This window comes from Lysinibacillus sp. EB271-A1-10B (genome assembly GCF_058791335.1).
Genome location: NZ_JBYTDL010000005.1, coordinates 164,663 through 184,142 on the forward strand (window position 1 = coordinate 164,663; position 19,480 = coordinate 184,142).

Genomic DNA, 19,480 nt, shown 5'->3' on the forward strand with positions numbered 1-19,480 from the left:
TATCTTTTTATAAGGATGCGGGAACTCGATCAATATTTTCAAGCATAATTCCTGTACCAATTGCTACACAATCCATAGGTTGTTCAGCAATGAATACAGGTACCTTTAATTCTTCGATTAATAGTTGGTCCATACCGTGTAGTAAAGCACCACCGCCAGTAATAATGACCCCACGATCAATAATATCAGCTGATAGCTCTGGTGGCGTTTTTTCTAAAACATTTTTTGCAGATTGAACAATCATAGCAACCGATTCATGTAGGGCACGTTCAATCTCTTCAGAATGAATTGTTATTGTACGTGGTAAACCTGTCACCATGTCTCGACCACGAATATCCATTGAATCGTTTCGGCTACCTTTAAAGACTGTACCGATTGTAATTTTAATGGCTTCTGCAGTACGTTCACCAATTAGTAATTTGTATTCTTTTTTAATATATTGCAAAATATCATTATCAAAAATGTCTCCGGCTACCTTAATGGACTCACTCGTTACAATATCACCCATTGATAAGACTGCAACATCTGTTGTTCCGCCGCCAATATCGACTACCATATTACCGCTAGGTTGGAATATATCCATGCCTGCACCAATTGCAGCCACTTTTGGTTCTTCTTCTAAGTATACTTTTTTTCCACCTGATTTTTCTGCGGCTTCACGGATAGCTTTTTGCTCAACACTAGTAATGTTCGTTGGACAGCAAATTAAAATACGTGGCTTAGCTAAAAATCCTTTTACATTTAACTTATTGATGAAATGTCTTAGCATGGCTTCTGTAACGTCAAAATCCGCAATGACCCCATCTCGTAGTGGGCGAATTGCAGTAATGTTACCAGGCGTACGCCCTACCATTTGGCGAGCCTCTTCCCCCACAGCTAATACTTTATTTGTTTTTTTATCAATCGCCACAACAGATGGTTCATTTAAGACGATTCCCTTACCTTTAACGTGTATTAATACGTTCGCAGTTCCTAAGTCAATGCCAATATCTTTCGAAAACATTATATAATTTCTCCTTCCCACCATTTCCAACTACAAAAAACGTTCATTTTTATCTGTTTATCTAGAATATTCTATCACAACCTATTGGTAATTTCACCTAATTTTAGTGAATAGAACTCCATTCCTTTCAATTATATGAACACTTCATGAAAAGAAGAAATTGCTTAAACAATTTTTTCATGATCCATCATCGAATAGTTTTAAATGGAATTTTTTAACACTATTTATGTGAATAGGTACGATAGCGTAGCGGCAGCTACAAAGCGCCCAGCCGGAACGGAAATCAACCCCACGTTATTGTGAGTAGTCTTTTATGAGGAAATATGTATCTAGCTTGTCCTTTGCATTTTAAAAAAGAACGAATCATTCATGACTCGCTCTTTCTTTCCACTTGTTTTTCGTTGCCTCTCCTCCGCGAATATGACGTACGGCCTTATGGTAGGCGAGTATTTCCTTTACTTGCTCAGCTAATCCTTCATGAATTGTTGGCAGTCGCTCTGTTAAATCTTTATGCACCGTACTTTTTGAATAACCTGTCATTTTCGCGAGGACACGCACAGTCTCACGCGTCTCAATCAATAATTCACCGAGGCGTATACAGCGCTTCCGAATGTGCTCGTGCACGTTCTTCGTCCTTTCCACACAAATTCACAAATGGCGTTGGCATCAGATGCACGTCTGCGCATTTCTTCACATTATGTGAGGACAAAGCTGTTCAGAACACATTTTACATTTTCACGATAAAATACTGATTTTTTATGCATTTTTTAGTATTCATTTCTTACATAGAAAAAGATCATTTTCATTGTTTAGGAGAAAACAAAATGGCCTATTATCAATTATACCTCGGCATAATTGATAATAGGCACGTTGTTGGGCATGAGTTCCTCTATTTCAGCAGCCGCTGAAATAGGTTAAAAGCCTAGTAATTTTTTCGGATTAATATATTTTCCGTTTTCAAGTACTTCAAAGTGCAGGTGAATGCCAGCTGCTTGGTTCCACTCGTTGTCAGTCGCTTTTCCTAGTGCTTGACCTTGTGTTACCTCATCGCCTTCTTTGACAGCAATGTCTTTTACAGAGCTATAATGTGTTTCCTTACCATTTGCATGCTCGATCACAATTTTATTGCCTGTAAATGCGTCAAGCTTTACTTGTTTTACTTTACCGCTTAAAGCAGCAAGTACTTCGAATTCTTCACCATTCATAGAAAGAGAAATACCAGAAGATGTCGTAAATGTTTGATTAAATACCATTAGTGCTTTTTCACGTGACTCAGCATTTGCCTCTACATCATAAAACTCTTGTGAAACTTGAATTTTATTAAGATTTGCTTCCTTGAACGGGTACTTCATATTTTCTGTTCGTGCATTGGTTTCAACTACAGGACCTGAATCTACTTCTGCTACTTCTGGTAATGGAGCCTCTTCTACTTTTGATACAAGACTATTGTAACCAAGTAGTAAACCTGCTAGCATTAGAGCTCCACCAGCGTAAACAGCTGGCCAAAACCATGGTTTCTTCTGTAATTGAACTTTTTCATCTTGATTTTGAGAAGTTTTACTATTTTTATCCTCTCTCATTTTCATCACCTCTAGTTGCAGTGTGAACAACTAGAAGTTATTTTAAACATGCATCTATCTTTTTTATCTCAATATCTTGATAATAGTAGTGTAAAATTTCGGCAGCAGTTTTCCCATCACTTGCCATAGCATCTGCTCCATATTGACTCATCCCTACCCCATGCCCGTATCCTTTCGTGCTCACCAGCACTTTTCCAGCAGTGGAATTATAAGAAATTTTAAAGTCTGTTGATGCTATTCCCAAAAGTGTTCGAACCTCTCGCCCTGACCATATATTCTTCCCTAACTGCATGCGCTCAACACGTCCGGAATCATTTAAAAAGAACTGTACACGGTTGAAATCATTTGCCTGCCATTTAACAGGCCACAATGCATTCCACTCAGCCAATGTCCATTCTTTTATCGCTGCAAACTTTGGTGATGATTGATCCGTATTACTCGCGACGCTTTGTAAATATGGTACATCATTGCCACTAAAACCGTAGGCACTTTCTGTTTTCCCATTACTAGTAGAGTGAAACATTGCCGTAATTAATTCATTATTATATAGAAGAACTTGTCCTTTCGTTTCGTTAATAGCCTCGACAATTTTCTTTTCATTCCCCGGGAAATTGCTAGTCCAATTCTCTTTTCTTTGTTCCTTATTGTAAAAAACTTGTCTAGCAACAGTAGGAGCGATAGCTATTTTACCGTAATTTGTCGATTTCAACGCGTAAGTTCTTGCAGCAATAGCCTGTGCCTTTAAAGCTTCTTTTTTAAATGAAACAGGCATTTCTGCAGCTACCACACCAGTCACATACGTTTCTAAAGGGATTTTCTCCGGTTGTCCCTCCACTTCTATGAAGATTTCACAAGCTTGTTCTGTTGTTGCAGGCGCATCCTCAACCGTACGTCTCTCACCAAATGCCACAGGAAGCATATATAATGCTCCAGTCAAACAAATTATGCCTATACTCATTATCCATTTTTTCATAAGGAATAATATGCTAAAACTTTTCAAAATATGTGACCGTTGGTGAAGGCAACTTCAATCTAGCATGGTAAATAAATTGAGGGCTACATATGTAAAGCATGCATAAAAGAAGCGTATTTCCGTCATATAAAAAGGATGTTAGTTCCTATATATTAGCGTTTTAAAAACGTATGCCCTGCTATAAAGTGATCTTCGTTCCGGCCCGGCGACTCCTTGGGGATTAGCAATAGAGGAACGAAGGCAAAAAGCATCACATCCTGTGATAACGCCTTCGTGACCAACATCGCGCCCAGCCGGAACGGAACTCAACTTCACGTTATGATGATAAGCAATTATTAGACTATCGCCAGCGTGGATTAAACTATGAAGAAAAAACCCTTTGCTCTTAAGCAAAGGGTTTTAGAATCTATTTAGTTTGTTGGTAATTCTACAGTTGTTTTTTCTTCAACGATAACATCCTCTACTGGTACACGTTCAATCTGTGCGCCAAGTAAAGCCAATTTGCCGTGGAAATCAACATAACCACGATCTAAGTGATGAAGTTTTGTAACTCTAGTCACACCTTCAGATACAAGACCTGCTAAAATTAGTGCAGCCGCAGCTCGTAAATCAGTCGCCATAACTTCAGCACCCTGAAGATCTATTGGCCCTTCGATAAACACAGAACGTCCTTCTATTTTAGCACTGGCATTCATGCGACGGAACTCCTCAACATGCATAAAACGATTTTCAAAAACCGTTTCCGTAATAATACTCGTACCTTCAGCAGTTAGCATTAAAGCCATCATTTGAGATTGCATATCTGTTGGGAAGCCTGGATGTGGCATAGTTTTAATATCAACAGCTTTTAATGGTTTAGGAGCGCGTACGCGGATTCCTTCTTCTAGCTCAGTGATTTCTACACCCATTTCACGCATCTTTGCAATTAATGCTGTCATATGCTCAGGAACTGCATTTTCAATCGTTACATCACCTTTTGTAATTGCTGCTGCAACCATAAATGTGCCAGCTTCAATACGATCAGGAATAATATGATGCTCTGTTCCATATAATGTATCGACTCCTTCGATACGAATTGTATTCGTACCTGCTCCGATAACACGACCACCCATATTATTAATAAAGTTTGCAAGATCCACAATTTCAGGCTCTTTCGCTGCATTTTCAATTACAGTCGTTCCTTGCGCTAACGCTGCAGCTGTCATGATATTTTCTGTTGCCCCAACGCTAGGGAAGTCCAAATACACATTTGCGCCTTTTAAACGTCCATCTGCCTTTGCCTCTACAAAACCATGGCCAAACGAGATTTTTGCCCCCATAGCCTCAAAGCCCTTTAAATGTAACTCAATTGGACGGGAACCGATTGCACAGCCCCCAGGTAAAGCAACACGAGCATAGCCATTTCGAGCAAGTAAAGAACCCATCACTAAAATCGATGCACGCATTTTACTTACATATTCAAATTGAGCTTCACTAGAAAGTTCTTTTGTTGTGTCGATATATACTGTATTGTCCTCAGGTATATATGTAACAGCCGCATTTAGACTTTTTAGTACTTCATTTATAGTAAAGACGTCTGCTAAGTTAGGGACTTCCTTAATTACATTTTCTCCTTTAGAAGCAAGTAAAGCTGCTGCTAGGATTGGTAACACCGCATTTTTTGCGCCCTCTACGCGTACTTTCCCCTGTAGCTGTTGGCCGCCAGTCACTATTATTTTTTCCACCCTATGTCCCTCCGAATTCAATCTATTAACCTATCAAAATTTTATTTTAAAAAGAAGTATAATGTCATAATCAGTAAACAAACAACTCTATAGTACAACTTTTCTTACGCTCGTTCAAGCGTCCAAATCACTATTTTACGTCATTTTTTAATATTTTGCTATTTATTTATTGTACGCATGATTTTTTTTTTTGTGAATGACCAATAACATGGAAGATAAGCGTAAATTTTTAATATATACCCAAAGATTTGTGAACAAAAACCGAAATCTCACAAATTTCTTTTTTTACATATTTCAAAGGACCACATAAATTATGTTATAAAGCCCTGTGAAATATGTAGATTCAACATCTAACATATAGAAAGTAATAACGGTCTCTTAAAATAAATACGGAAGCTTCCCAGACCAATTTGAAAATTGGAGAAAGAAATTTGAAACGACTGATCCTATTGCAACGCTTAATAAAATATAAATTAATTGGACTTGAAATACTTTATTCTTCTTAAAAAGCTTTTCTAACATAAACGCTTGTAGCGCGTAAAAGGTAATACCGATAAAAAATATGTGCGATAGAATACCTATTAAAGCTTCCTGCCCTACTGCCCTATATAATTCCATGTTGGTCCTCCATATTCCTTCCTCTAGCCACTGTGGAATAATGTTAAAAAACGGACAGATGTTGAATCTGCCCGTTAAAATTTGAATTAGATATTACCCTCATGAACGTTGATACGATTCAACGCACGTTTTAATGCTAGGTCAGCACGTTTGAAATCAATGTTATCTTGTTTATCTTGAAGACGTCCTTCAGCACGTTTAACGGCTTCTTTAGCACGTTTAACATCAATGCTTTCAGCAATTTCAGCAGATGGTGCTAAAATTGAGATTTTTTCAGGGCGAACTTCAATGAAACCACCGCTTAAAGCTACAAGTTCAGTTGAACCGTCTTCTTTTTTAAGCTTCACTGCACCAATTGCAAGTGGAGCGACCATAGGAATATGGCCTGCAAGAACACCGATTTCTCCTGAAGTTGTCTTTGCGATTACCATTGATACTTCAGAATCGTATACTGGGCCGTCGGGAGTGACAATATTGACTTGAACTGTCTTCATATTTTTTCCTCCTCGTCCCTAGTATTAAACCTCTACGCCCATGCTTTTCGCTTTTTCAACTACTTCATCAATAGAACCAACTAGACGGAAAGCATCTTCTGGTAGGTGATCCCATTTGCCATCAAGGATTTCCTTGAATGAGCGAACAGTTTCTTTAACAGGTACATAAGAACCTTTTTGACCAGTAAATTGTTCCGCAACGTGGAAGTTTTGAGATAAGAAGAATTGAATACGACGAGCACGTTCTACTGTTTGTTTATCTTCATCAGATAATTCATCCATACCTAAGATAGCAATGATATCTTGTAATTCACGGTAACGTTGGATTGTACGTTGTACACCAGTAGCGATAGCGTAGTGCTCAGCGCCCACGATTTCAGGTGATAAAGCACGAGAAGTCGAAGCTAATGGGTCAACCGCAGGGTAGATACCCATTTCTGATAATTTACGCTCAAGGTTAGTAGTTGCATCTAAATGGGCGAAAGTTGTAGCTGGAGCCGGGTCAGTATAGTCATCGGCTGGTACATAAATCGCTTGGATAGAAGTTACAGAACCTTTGTTAGTAGATGTGATACGCTCTTGTAATTTACCCATTTCAGTTGCAAGTGTTGGTTGGTAACCTACCGCAGAAGGCATACGACCTAATAGGGCAGAAACCTCAGAACCTGCTTGTGTGAAACGGAAGATATTGTCGATGAATAAAAGTACGTCAGCACCTTGCTCATCACGGAAGTATTCTGCCATTGTAAGACCAGTTAAAGCTACACGCATACGTGCGCCTGGTGGCTCGTTCATTTGACCGAATACCATCGCTGTTTGCTTGATAACGCCTGAATCGCTCATCTCGAAGAATAAGTCGTTCCCTTCACGAGTACGCTCACCTACACCAGCGAATACAGAGATACCTGAGTGCTCTTGTGCGATGTTGTTGATTAATTCTTGGATTAATACTGTTTTACCTACACCGGCACCACCGAATAGACCGATTTTACCACCTTTGATGTATGGTGCTAATAAGTCTACTACTTTGATACCTGTTTCAAGAATTTCAACTGTAGTTGAAAGTTCATCGAAAGATGGTGCTTCGCGGTGAATTGAATCACGACGAACGTCAGCTGGAATCTCTTCACCTAAGTCGATTACTTCTCCTAGAACGTTGAATACACGTCCTAAAGTAACTTCACCAACTGGTACTGAGATAGCTTTTCCTGAGTCTGTTACTTCTGCTCCACGTTGTAAGCCATCAGTAGATGACATTGCAATTGTACGAACAGAATCATCACCTAAATGAAGAGCAACTTCTAATGCAAGAATTGTTGGTTCTTCATTAGGACGTTCAATCTTAACTGTTAATGAGTTATAGATTGCTGGTAATTGGCCGTTGTTAAATTTTACGTCAACAACTGGACCCATTACTTGAATAACATGTCCTTTATTCATTACTGTGTACCCTCCTATCGTATTCTTATACGACATTGGGAAGCTGGGCCTATTCTAAGGCTGCAGCTCCACCAACGATTTCTGTAATTTCTTGTGTAATTGCTGCTTGACGTGCACGGTTATATTGCAATGAAAGGTCTGAAATAAGATCAGATGCATTATCAGTTGCATTTTTCATAGCAGTCATACGAGAAGCATGTTCACTTGCTTTCCCATCTAATAATGCGCCATAAACTAAGCTTTCCGCGTATTGTGGAAGTAATACTTCTAGAATTGCTTCACCAGATGGTTCAAATTCGTAAGAAGCATTACTGCTAGCAGGTGCAAGATCCGTTAATGGAAGAAGTTTTTTCTCTGTCACTTCGTTAGCAATTGCGCTGACAAAGTGATTGTAGTACATATAAAGTTCATCATACGTACCATCAGTGAACATACCAACAGCTTTACGAGCGATTTCTTTAATATCAGCAAATGTTGGTTGGTCAGGAAGACCGACAACATCGCTGATGACATTATGATCACGTTTCACAAAGTAATCACGAACAACACGACCTACCGCTAAAATAACGTATTCGTCTTTTGATTTATGACGCTCGTCAATTGTACGTTGTACTTGACGTAGGATACTTGAGTTGTAAGCACCTGCAAGACCACGGTCAGAACCAATGACTAAGTAAGCTGTTTTCTTAACAGGACGAGCAGTTAACATTGGATGTCCACTGTCTTTTGTCCCTGAAGCGATCGCGCCTACTACGTCCTGGATTTTTTCCATGTAAGGAACGTACGCTTTAGCGTTTTGCTCTGCACGACGTAACTTTGAAGAAGAAACCATCTGCATCGCTTTCGTAATTTGTTTCGTACTCTTTGTAGAATTAATACGACCTTTTATTTCGCGTAAGTTTACCACTGGTATTTCACCACCTTTTGTTTTTTAATCAAGTGACTAGCTCGAACTTATTCTGATTTAGCGAAAGTTTTTTTGAACTCAGTTAAAGCTGCTACGTAATCCGCATCAGGAGCAAGTTCTTTTGTAGTACGAACGTGATCTAAAACGTTTGTGTGGTTTGTATCTAACCAGCTTAAGAATTCACCTTCAAAGCGAACGATATCTTGTACTGGAATATCATCTAAGTGACCTTTAGTTAATGCATAAAGGATAGCAACTTGTTTTTCAACTTTAAGTGGTTTGTTTAGGTCTTGTTTAAGAACTTCAACCGTACGTTTACCACGCTCAAGTTTAGCAAGTGTGATTTTATCTAAATCAGAACCGAATTGAGCAAATGATTCAAGTTCACGGAATGCAGCTAAGTCAAGACGTAGTGTACCCGCAACTTTTTTCATCGCTTTAATTTGAGCAGATCCACCTACACGTGATACAGAAAGACCGGCGTTAATCGCTGGACGTACACCTGAGTTGAATAAGTCAGATTGTAAGAAAATTTGTCCATCAGTAATTGAGATTACGTTAGTTGGGATGTATGCAGAGATATCCCCAGCTTGTGTCTCAACGAATGGAAGAGCTGTAATAGAACCATTTTGATATGTTTCATTTAACTTCGCAGCACGTTCAAGTAAGCGGCTGTGTAAGTAGAAAACATCACCAGGGTATGCTTCACGACCTGGAGGACGGCGTAGAAGAAGTGAAAGTTCACGGTAAGCTGATGCTTGTTTAGAAAGATCATCATACACGATTAATACGTGCTTACCTTGTAACATGAATTCTTCTGCCATAGAAACACCAGCAAATGGTGCTAAGTATAGTAATGGAGCTGGTTGAGACGCAGCAGCAGTTACAACGATTGTATAATCTAATGCACCGTGCTTACGTAACGTTTCAACTACACCACGTACAGTTGATTCTTTTTGACCGATAGCAACGTAGATACAAATCATATTTTCACCATCTTGGTTTAAGATTGTATCGATTGCTACAGATGTTTTACCTACTTGACGGTCACCGATGATTAACTCACGTTGACCACGACCGATTGGTACTAAAGCGTCAATCGCTTTGATACCAGTTTGTAGTGGTTCGTGTACTGATTTACGAGCCATTACACCGAAAGCTGGACTTTCGATTGGACGAGATTTTGTTGTGTTGATTGGACCTTGTCCATCCACTGGTTGACCAAGTGGGTTTACAACACGGCCAATTAGTTCTTCACCAACTGGTACTTCCATGATACGACCTGTACGACGAACTTCATCGCCTTCTTTGATGTCTGCGTATGGACCTAAGATTACGATACCAACGTTACCTTCTTCTAGGTTTTGAGCCATACCCATAACACCGTTAGAGAACTCTAAAAGCTCTCCAGCCATGGCGTTGTCGAGGCCATGAGCAAGTGCGATACCGTCACCAATACGGATAACTGTACCAACTTCGCTTACTTTAAGTTCAGATTCATAATTCTCAATCTGTTGTTTAATCAGACTGCTGATTTCTTCAGCCTTGATGCCCATGTATGTCACCTCTCACATTTCTAAATTATTAACCGATTAATTCACGTTTTAGGCGCTCAAGCTTGTTCGCAACTGAGCTATCATAAATATGATTACCGATTTGAACACGAATACCACCAAGAAGTGATGGATCAATTTCGTTTGTAATGTTTAATGTTTGTTTCCCTACAAGTTTCGCAAATGTTGTAGAAATATTAGCGCTTTCTTCAGCAGAAAGTGCACGAGTAGAGAATACTGTTGCATCTGCAGAACCTTGTGCCTGTGCAGCAAGCTCAGCATATGCGTTCGCAATCAGCTTCACTTCGTTTACACGTTTTTTCTCAACAAGTAGTTGAACTGTGTGTAAAACTTCTGGAGTTGCACTTGCAAAGATTTCAGCTACCATTTGTTTCTTACGTTCGATAGAGAACTTAGGAGCATTTAAAAGTGTTAAAAAATCAGGAGATTCTTTGACTACTTTTGTTAGCTCGTTTAAGTCTGCTCCAACTTCAGCAAGAATGTTTTTTTGTTGCGCTAATTCAAATAGCGCTTGTGCGTAACGTTTTGCTACAGTTGAATTACTCATCGAGCTTCCCCTGCCTTCGCAATCGTCTCTTCAATTAGAGCACGGTTGTCAGCCTCAGAAATTTCTTTGCTAAGGACTTTAGATGCTGCAAGTACAGATAATGAAACGACTTCATCACGTACAGCTGCAATAGCTTTTTCTTTTTCAGACTCAATTTCACGTAAAGCCGATTCTTTTAAGCGGTTTGCTTCATTGCGAGCTGCAGTAAGAATTTCTTCTTTTTGCACTTCGCCTTGCTTCTTAGCGCCTTCAACAATCGATTGTGCTTCCGTACGAGCTTCTTTAAGAAGGCTCTTTTGTTCTTCTAAAAATTGGTGCGAATCTTTGCGAGCTTTTTCAGCTGCTTCGATTTCACTAGCTACTAATTCTTCACGTTGTTGCATGATGCCCATAAGTGGACCCCAAGCGAACTTTTTAAGTAAAAACATTAACACTAAGAAAATGATTAATGTTGCTGCGATGTCACCACCGTTGAAACCGGCACTAGCGCTGCCTAGTACAAGATTATCTAAAAACACGATTGTTTCACTCCCTTCAAGAGCTTTGACTTCAACATAATAAATTAATTAATTACTTGAAAAACTACCTATTTTAAAAAGCTATATTTACACATAGCTTTTATCAGTTCCAAAATGAAGGGCGAAGTTTCATCTAGAGATTTCTGCTTCGCCACTAGAATTCAGTGTACAACTGAATTATTTGTTCATTACGATGAATGCGATTACTACTGCGATGATTGGTAGGGCTTCAACTAATGCTACCCCGATGAACATTGTAGTTTGAAGAACGCCACGTGCTTCTGGTTGACGAGCGATACCTTCTACTGTTTTTGAAACGATAAGACCGTTACCGATACCTGCACCAAGTGCACCTAGACCGATTGCGATTGCTGCTGCTAATAAACCCATTTGAAAATTTCCTCCTTGGAATTGTTTGTTTTTTTTTGGTTTAAGCATAAGATTTATGCTTTATATTAATGGTCATCGCTCACTTTATGAGCCATGTAAACCATTGTTAACATTGTGAAGATAAAGGCTTGGATAAAGCCGATGAAAATAGAGAAACCTTGCCATGCCATCATTGGAACAATTGCTCCGACGAATCCCATTGGACCCGTAACAGCTAAACTTGCGATTAAGCCAAGTAAAATCTCACCTGCATAGATGTTACCGTAAAGACGAAGACCTAATGTTAAAGTGTTCGCAAACTCTTCAACAATTTTCAGCGGGAACATGAATGACATTGGTTTGAAGAATGTACCAACATAATGGCCTGTCCCCTTCATTTTAATACCATAGAAATGTGTTAAGGCTAAAATCATTGCTGCAAGAGTCATTGTAACGGTTGGGTCAGCTGTAGGTGATTTCCACCAAAGTTGGTGATCATAGACGATAGAGAATGGAAGACCTAATAAGTTAGATACAGCGATAAACATAATCAACGTGATACCCAAAATATGGAATCGCCCACCAGTTTTCCAGTCCATGTTGCTTTTGATGATGTTCTTTACGAAATCCATAATCCATTCCATAAAGTTTTGCATACCTGTAGGTTTTAACTTTAAGCTTCTAGTTGAGATGAATGCGATTAAGAAAACGACTACAGCTGCAACTAGTAACATCATTACAGTTGAAAGGTTGAATGTTAGTGTAAAAAGACCAAAGTCAACTACTTTCAATGGAGCTTCATGATTCATTGTTATTTTTCACCTCTCTTTCTAATTTAAAGCACATTAGCGGTTCTTTACATGGGACACAATTCTCTCGACAAAGAGAAAAACGTACGGAATCATTAGCCCTATGACCGTGCTAATTAAGTGAAAATAGTTTGGCAACGAAATGGCTAGAGCGACTGCCGCTACACCTGATCCAAAGCGGAGCATTGTACCAAGTGAGCCTATTTTCTTCCCTTCACTAATGGATCGATCAAACTTCTCCATACGGCGAACTAAAATCCAAAAATTATACGTACCAAAGAATGCACCGATTGCGATGCCCGCAAAAAACGTCTGATAGGGCGTAAATCCCCAGCCTAATGCACAGAGTGCGAGCAAAAAAAATAACACTCTCTTCTGCATAGCAAAAATGTGATGCAAATCTAGCATTGGTTTATAATCTCCTGAATCATTTTTTCGAGTAAAGAAACATTTGCTGACCACTATGTGAAATCAGAAAAGAGCAGTGAAAAACACTACTCACAGCGGAATAGTAACGGGAGAGCGTCATTTTGAAATCACAGGTGTAAATCCCAAAAAATCTTACACCCCGAAACGCACAAAACGTTGCCAATCGACAGCTTTTAGTTTGAACTGTCAATTTAGTAGAAACTTGATGTAACAAGTGTTTCAACCTCTATTTACGAATAGAAACCCTTATCATTCTTACCCTTTGTAAGCATACAATAGGAGATATTTGAAGTCAATTAGTAAAGTAGAAAAACTTCACAGCCACTATACTCTTGTCAAATTGTTGACAAATTTGTGTATGAAAATTCATAGTTTCAAAATCACAGTTAACGTTTATGCAAAAAAAAGCTAATTTGCGACACATATATGCTCGCAAATTAGCCCGCCTACCATGATTAGTACATTAGACTCATTTTTCATTTCTGAAAAGGGATATTACTTGCTTTTTTGTAAAAATCCTAAAAGAGCCTTCACAATATACTCAGAAGCATGTCCATCACCATAAGGATTTGACGCTTTTGACATTGCTTCATAAGCATTTGTATCTTCTATTAATTGTTTAGCTAGAGAATAGATAGTTTCTTCTTCCGTTCCTGCTAGCTTTAGAGTCCCTGCTGCAATACCTTCTGGGCGCTCTGTTGTATCTCTTAGTACTAGAACTGGTTTACCTAATGAAGGTGCTTCCTCTTGGACACCACCAGAATCCGTTAATATCATATAAGAATTAGCCGCAAAGTTATGGAAATCAAAGACTTCAAGAGGTTCAATTAAATGAACACGCTTATGATCTCCTAAAATTTCATTCGCTATTTCTCGTACAGCTGGATTCATATGAACTGGGTAAACAACTTGTACATCCTCATGCTCTTCTAAAATTCTAGTAATCGCTCTGAACATATGACGCATAGGTTCACCTAGATTTTCACGACGATGTGCTGTTAATAAAATCATACGGTCTGTGCCTATTTTGTCTAAGACAGGATGTGTGTAATGTTCACTTACTGTTGTAGCTAATGCGTCGATTGCTGTGTTACCAGTGACAAAGATAGTATCAGGGTTTTTATTTTCATCTAAAAGGTTTTTCTTCGATACTTCTGTCGGTGCGAAATGAAGGTCAGCCATAACACCTGTTAACTGGCGATTCATTTCCTCTGGGTATGGTGAATACTTATTCCAAGTTCGAAGACCCGCTTCCACATGTCCGATAGCAATTTGGTTATAAAATGCAGCTAGACTTGCAATGAAAGTCGTCGCTGTATCACCATGTACTAAAACAATATCCGGTTTTGCTTCTTTCATGACTTTGTCTAAGCCCTGTAAAGCATTTGTCGTCACGTCAATTAATGTTTGACGATCCTTCATAATATTCAAATCGTAATCAGGTGTAATTTTAAATGTTTCTAAAACTTGATCGAGCATTTGGCGATGTTGGGCTGTTACCGTCACAATCGATTCTATTTGCTCAGGATGCTTTTGTAATTCCAATACTAGTGGGGCCATTTTAATAGCCTCTGGTCTCGTACCGAAAATCGTCATTACTTTCCATTTTTTCGTCAAAACGATTCGCACCGTCCTTTGTTATATTTGTATGAAAAGTGCTTTACTTCCACTGATCTGCGTCATATGAGGCAAGTGTCGAACTTTAATAGAAGTAATTCGCCTAACATACTATGAAACGTCCTTCAATAATGAAGGACGCTCTCTATAGTTATAAGTTTCCTAAAAATTACATACTGACCCTATTTTTACGGCTTATCATCATAACGTAGGTTGATTTCCGTTACGACTGGGCGCTTTCCTGGGGGGCGTCCGAGGAGCCGCTTCGCTTCGCTCCAGGGTCTCATCTGTGACGCTGACCTCCGAGGAGTCGCCCAGTCTCCACTCCAATCAACTTATCATCATGATATACGTTTTAACAAAATGTCATCCCTATTTTCCGTTGTTGAATCTTGTTAATACCATTGAATAGTGTTCAGTATTATTTTGTACCAAATAGGCGGTCGCCTGCATCACCTAGACCAGGGACAATGTAGCCATGGTCATTTAATTTTTCATCAAGTGCAGCAATATAAATATCTACATCTGGATGATGTTTTTGAATTTCTTTAACACCCTCTGGCGCAGCGATTAAGCACATAAATTTAATGCTTTTCGCACCACGTTTTTTCAGTGAGTTGATCGCTTCCACTGCTGATCCACCAGTTGCAAGCATTGGATCTACAATGATGAAATCACGTTCTTCTACATCTGCTGGAAGTTTTGCATAGTATTCTACAGGTTTTAACGTTTCCGGATCACGATAAAGACCGATATGACCAACTTTAGCAGCTGGAATTAGATTTAATACGCCATCTACCATGCCAATACCTGCACGTAAAATTGGGACAATCGCAAGTTTCTTACCAGAAAGTACTTTTGTCTTAGCAACAGTAACCGGTGTCTCAATTTCAATTTCTTCTACTGGCATCTCACGTGTAATTTCGAATGCCATTAATGTTGCCACTTCGTCTACTAGCTCACGAAATTCTTTAGTTCCTGTATTCTTATCACGAATATAAGTTAACTTGTGTTGGATTAGTGGATGATCAAATACGTATACTTTGCTCAAAGGGATTCTCTCCTAACCGTTCGGATTCATTTTTATCTCAACTAGTATAACAGAAAAAAGGAGTCGTCTCAAAATTAAATTTGGGACAACTCCTTTTCAAGAATGTTTTCTACATATACTAGCAATTATTCATCAAGTATTGCATCTACTTGTTCTATTGTCATTGGTTTGTAATAGTAATATCCTTGCCCTACTGTACAGCCGAGTGCACGTAAAATCTCAACTTGCTCTTTATTTTCAATACCTTCTGCGACCGAAGTCATTCCTAGGTTTAATGCTAATTGAATAATGGATCGGACAATAGCGAGTGTCGCACCATCATCAATAGCATTAATAAAGCTACGATCTATTTTTAATTCAGTAAATGGCAGTCTTTGTAGATAACTTAAAGATGAAAAGCCTGTACCAAAGTCGTCCACCGAAGTTTTAAAGCCGTAGCCCTTTAATTCCTGGATAATTGAAAAAGCAGTCTGAAAATCAACTAGGCCAATATTTTCTGTCACCTCTAAAATGATATATTTCGGATCAATATCATATTTCCGAACGAGCCCCAATGTATCCTGTACAAAATTAGCATAGTAAAAATGATCAGGCGAAATATTGACTGCCACCTTCACTAATTTTTTCCCTATTTTCTTACGCTCTGCTAACCACGAAAGAACCAACTCTAATATTTGAACATCGATTTCGCGTACCTTCCCTGCACTTTCTGCCACTGGAATAAAGATTGCCGGTGACACGAAACCTAGTTTTGGAGAAATCCAGCGAGCAAGCGCTTCAATACTATGAATTTCTCCTGTCCGTAAATCAACCTTTGGCTGCAAATTCACCGAGATTTCTTTATTTTTTAATGCCTGTGCCAAATGGTTTAACACGGTCATTTGCTGCTCAAGTACATCGTTTCTTTCTTGTGTAAATATTTCCGTATGAGTACCCGGTTTATTGGCAGCAAAGGATACAGCATTATCTGCAAAGCGAATCGCATCAGCCATTTTGATCTCATCGTTATATAAAGCAATACCCGTTTTTAGCGTAATATAAATGCTCTTACCACCTATAATAAACGGCTGACGAATAATCTCTTTAATGCGCCTTTCATAATAGAAGAAATCTTCATCAGCTGTTGCATTTGACATGATTAAACTAGAGCTTGTAAATCTAGCAATATATTCGTTACGCTCATACTTCTCTTCATTTAAACGTTTGGCAATTTGCCTTAACAGCTCATCGCCCGCTTCACGTCCATATAACTCGACAATATGATGGAATTCGCTTGGCTTTAAGATTTTGATGTTCCCATTTTGACTGCACTCTTTTTCTACCTTATTTAAAAAACCGTGTCGATTTGGTAGCCCCGTTGTGATATCGACATAGGCTAAATCCCATATCTTTTTTTGTGTTTTTGCATACGAATATGCCAACGCAACAAGAGCACCGATTTTCCGAAACATATATTCAAGGAACTTACGGTCACTACCATGTTGCTCTAACAAGATGGCAAACAATCCAATTGCTTGCTGTTGTTGATTGTATATTGGCATAAACCACCCAAATGACTTTTTAGATGAATTGGCAAACCTTTTATATTCTATTGGAATATCAATATCATCCAAATTTTTCACTAGAATGGACGTCTCCCCCTGCATAACACTCTTAAAAAAATCATTGTTTTCACAAAAATCAGGTAAACTTTTTGTTTTATCGTTCCCTCTAAAAATCTGTAATTGATTTGCCTCCGTTTTGACAAGTACCATACTTGACATATTCGGCATAAAAAATTCATCTAAACCACTGCAAACAATGCTCATCTTTTTAGCAAAGGAATTGTCCTTTTCAATCGCTTCGTACATAGCATTCTCAAGGCGCATTAAAAACTCCACATTGTGAAAGTACGTAACATCCTTCACTAGTACTAAAACAAATAATGTTTCATCTTTATTATTTTGAAATGGGAGTGCTTGTACCTCTGCCCAAAAAAGAGGTTTATCGAAGCAACTATGGTGCAATTTCGCTTGTACCAAAACTCCACTATGTATTTTTCGTTTAATCTTTTCAACAGTTGTCTGTTCTTCGTTTGACAACCATGCAAAATAATCGCTATTTATTATTTCCGAACGTGTAGTATTTGTCAGCGTACAAAAAGAATCATTACATTCCAATACGCAATGATTATTTGTCGCATCAAAAATAACGTAGCTTTCTTTAGAATGATCTCCTAACCTACGAATTGTATTTAATAGTATTTCATTTTCTATGGACATCGTTTTAGTAACCATACAGCCCCTCCTCCCTCTTACATTGTACATAAAGATTCAATAAATTGTCACTTTTATAAAAAATCTTTTTTTCACAAGGACATCATCTGTCTCACTCTTCTATACTATATCCTTTTATACTAAGTTTATGTAAATAAATTCAAAAATAAAAGTATTTTATTTCCATTTACAAAAAAACTTATCATCGAAACATGTGGTTGAGTTCCATTCCGCGGGCATCAGTGCGAGCGGCTGGCAGCAAGCCAATAAAAAAAAGCTGTGATTAAAGTGCAAAGTACCACTTTAACCACAGCCTTATCTTCTATTAAATTATACGTATAATGGATGTTTGTCCGTTAACGCTTTTACGCGAGCTTTCGCTTCAGTTTTAACTGCTTCATCCTCTGGATTTTTAAGAACTGTAGCAATAATTGCCCCAACTTCTTTCATGTCTTCCTCATTGAAGCCACGAGATGTTACTGCTGGTGTACCAATACGGATACCAGAAGTTACGAATGGAGATTCTGTATCGTAAGGAATTGTATTTTTATTTGTTGTAATCCCTACTTCATCAAGTGCGTGCTCTGCTACTTTACCTGTTAAGCCAAGAGATTTCACATTAAGAAGTAATAAGTGGTTGTCCGTACCGCCAGATACAATTTCAACGCCTTCTGCCATTAATGCTTCTGCTAAAGCTTTAGCATTCGCTTTAAGTTGTTTTGCATACTCTTTGAATTCTGGTTGTAATGCTTCACCGAATGCAACAGCTTTTGCAGCGATTACGTGCATTAATGGTCCACCTTGGATACCTGGGAATACAGATTTGTTAAGCTTTTGCTCCCATTCTTTCGAAGCAAGGATTAAACCACCACGTGGGCCACGTAATGTTTTATGTGTTGTAGATGTCACAAAATCAGCGTATGGCACTGGTGATTGGTGCTCACCAGTAGCTACAAGACCAGCGATATGTGCCATATCCACCATGAAATATGCTCCTACTTCATCAGCAATTTCACGGAATTTAGCGAAATCAATTTCACGTGGGTATGCAGATGCACCCGCCACAATTAGTTTTGGTTTATGCTCTAACGCTTTTTGGCGTACATCTTCATAATCGATTACTTGAGTATCTTTTGTTACGCCATATTCAACGAAATTATACAGAATACCCGAGAAGTTTACAGGAGATCCGTGTGTTAAGTGGCCGCCATGAGATAGGTTCATCCCAAGTACTGTATCTCCTGGTTCTAAAATTGTGTGGTATACAGCCATGTTTGCTTGTGCACCAGAGTGTGGTTGTACGTTTGCATATTCTGCACCAAAAATTTCTTTCACACGATCACGTGCGATATCTTCCACAACATCTACGTGTTCACAACCGCCATAGTAGCGTTTACCTGGATAACCTTCAGCATATTTATTTGTTAGAACAGAACCTTGTGCTTCCATTACTGCTTCTGATACAAAGTTTTCTGATGCGATTAACTCAATATTTGCTTGTTGACGTTTTTTTTCCGCAAGAATTCCGTCTAATACTGCTTTGTCTTGTACTGCTAATTTTTCGTATGCCAT

At 38.7% G+C, this 19,480-nt stretch carries 19 protein-coding genes; all 19 read right to left on the reverse strand.

The features are described from left to right. Positions 1-7 precede the first annotated feature (7 nt). Positions 8-1,003, reverse strand: coding sequence for a rod shape-determining protein (locus tag AC3WSK_RS09620; protein ID WP_079559421.1), 996 nt, complete (start codon positions 1,001-1,003; stop codon positions 8-10). Positions 1,004-1,366: 363 nt separating this feature from the next. Beyond that, complete coding sequence (locus AC3WSK_RS09625) at positions 1,367-1,627, reverse strand: sporulation transcriptional regulator SpoIIID (RefSeq protein ID WP_079559420.1); 261 nt, start codon at positions 1,625-1,627, stop codon at positions 1,367-1,369. Between the two features lie 290 nt (positions 1,628-1,917). Then, positions 1,918-2,583 (reverse strand): M23 family metallopeptidase, encoded by a 666-nt coding sequence (locus AC3WSK_RS09630; protein ID WP_079559419.1) that lies wholly within the window; start codon positions 2,581-2,583, stop codon positions 1,918-1,920. 37 nt (positions 2,584-2,620) lie between these two features. Further along, the gene (gene spoIID / locus AC3WSK_RS09635; RefSeq protein ID WP_197139690.1) at positions 2,621-3,556 is read right to left on the reverse strand and encodes a stage II sporulation protein D; all 936 of its coding nucleotides are present in this window, start codon (positions 3,554-3,556) and stop codon (positions 2,621-2,623) included. Positions 3,557-3,966: 410 nt separating this feature from the next. Further along, a complete protein-coding gene (gene murA / locus AC3WSK_RS09640; protein ID WP_079559417.1) occupies positions 3,967-5,280 on the reverse strand; it encodes a UDP-N-acetylglucosamine 1-carboxyvinyltransferase in 1,314 nt (437 codons plus the stop codon). 378 nt (positions 5,281-5,658) lie between these two features. Continuing rightward, positions 5,659-5,898, reverse strand: a complete 240-nt coding sequence (locus AC3WSK_RS09645; protein ID WP_079559416.1) for a DUF1146 family protein — start codon at positions 5,896-5,898, stop codon at positions 5,659-5,661. Between the two features lie 86 nt (positions 5,899-5,984). Beyond that, positions 5,985-6,392, reverse strand: a complete 408-nt coding sequence (locus AC3WSK_RS09650; protein ID WP_079559415.1) for a F0F1 ATP synthase subunit epsilon — start codon at positions 6,390-6,392, stop codon at positions 5,985-5,987. A 24-nt stretch (positions 6,393-6,416) separates the two neighbouring features. Continuing rightward, on the reverse strand, positions 6,417-7,832 hold the full coding sequence (gene atpD / locus AC3WSK_RS09655) for a F0F1 ATP synthase subunit beta (protein WP_079559414.1): 1,416 nt from the start codon (positions 7,830-7,832) through the stop codon (positions 6,417-6,419). A 49-nt stretch (positions 7,833-7,881) separates the two neighbouring features. Next, complete coding sequence (gene atpG / locus AC3WSK_RS09660; RefSeq protein WP_079559413.1) at positions 7,882-8,739, reverse strand: ATP synthase F1 subunit gamma; 858 nt, start codon at positions 8,737-8,739, stop codon at positions 7,882-7,884. 47 nt (positions 8,740-8,786) lie between these two features. Further along, positions 8,787-10,295, reverse strand: a complete 1,509-nt coding sequence (atpA, locus tag AC3WSK_RS09665; RefSeq protein ID WP_079559412.1) for a F0F1 ATP synthase subunit alpha — start codon at positions 10,293-10,295, stop codon at positions 8,787-8,789. A 28-nt stretch (positions 10,296-10,323) separates the two neighbouring features. Beyond that, on the reverse strand, positions 10,324-10,860 hold the full coding sequence (locus tag AC3WSK_RS09670; protein WP_142509184.1) for a F0F1 ATP synthase subunit delta: 537 nt from the start codon (positions 10,858-10,860) through the stop codon (positions 10,324-10,326). Then, positions 10,857-11,378, reverse strand: coding sequence for a F0F1 ATP synthase subunit B (gene atpF / locus AC3WSK_RS09675; protein WP_079559410.1), 522 nt, complete (start codon positions 11,376-11,378; stop codon positions 10,857-10,859). Before atpF ends, AC3WSK_RS09670 begins: the two co-directional genes overlap by 4 nt. Positions 11,379-11,555: 177 nt before the next feature. Further along, a complete protein-coding gene (gene atpE / locus AC3WSK_RS09680; RefSeq protein WP_049668022.1) occupies positions 11,556-11,768 on the reverse strand; it encodes a F0F1 ATP synthase subunit C in 213 nt (70 codons plus the stop codon). 65 nt (positions 11,769-11,833) lie between these two features. After that, a complete protein-coding gene (gene atpB, locus AC3WSK_RS09685) occupies positions 11,834-12,556 on the reverse strand; it encodes a F0F1 ATP synthase subunit A (protein ID WP_079559409.1) in 723 nt (240 codons plus the stop codon). 36 nt (positions 12,557-12,592) lie between these two features. Then, positions 12,593-12,964 (reverse strand): ATP synthase subunit I, encoded by a 372-nt coding sequence (locus tag AC3WSK_RS09690; protein WP_492411883.1) that lies wholly within the window; start codon positions 12,962-12,964, stop codon positions 12,593-12,595. A 516-nt stretch (positions 12,965-13,480) separates the two neighbouring features. Beyond that, positions 13,481-14,602, reverse strand: a complete 1,122-nt coding sequence (gene wecB, locus AC3WSK_RS09695; protein ID WP_276569468.1) for a non-hydrolyzing UDP-N-acetylglucosamine 2-epimerase — start codon at positions 14,600-14,602, stop codon at positions 13,481-13,483. A gap of 421 nt (positions 14,603-15,023) precedes the next feature. Beyond that, positions 15,024-15,653, reverse strand: a complete 630-nt coding sequence (gene upp, locus AC3WSK_RS09700; RefSeq protein ID WP_079559406.1) for a uracil phosphoribosyltransferase — start codon at positions 15,651-15,653, stop codon at positions 15,024-15,026. Positions 15,654-15,778: 125 nt separating this feature from the next. Then, the gene (locus tag AC3WSK_RS09705) at positions 15,779-17,929 is read right to left on the reverse strand and encodes an EAL domain-containing protein (protein ID WP_492411885.1); all 2,151 of its coding nucleotides are present in this window, start codon (positions 17,927-17,929) and stop codon (positions 15,779-15,781) included. A 309-nt stretch (positions 17,930-18,238) separates the two neighbouring features. Continuing rightward, positions 18,239-19,480 (reverse strand): serine hydroxymethyltransferase, encoded by a 1,242-nt coding sequence (gene glyA / locus AC3WSK_RS09710; protein WP_079559404.1) that lies wholly within the window; start codon positions 19,478-19,480, stop codon positions 18,239-18,241.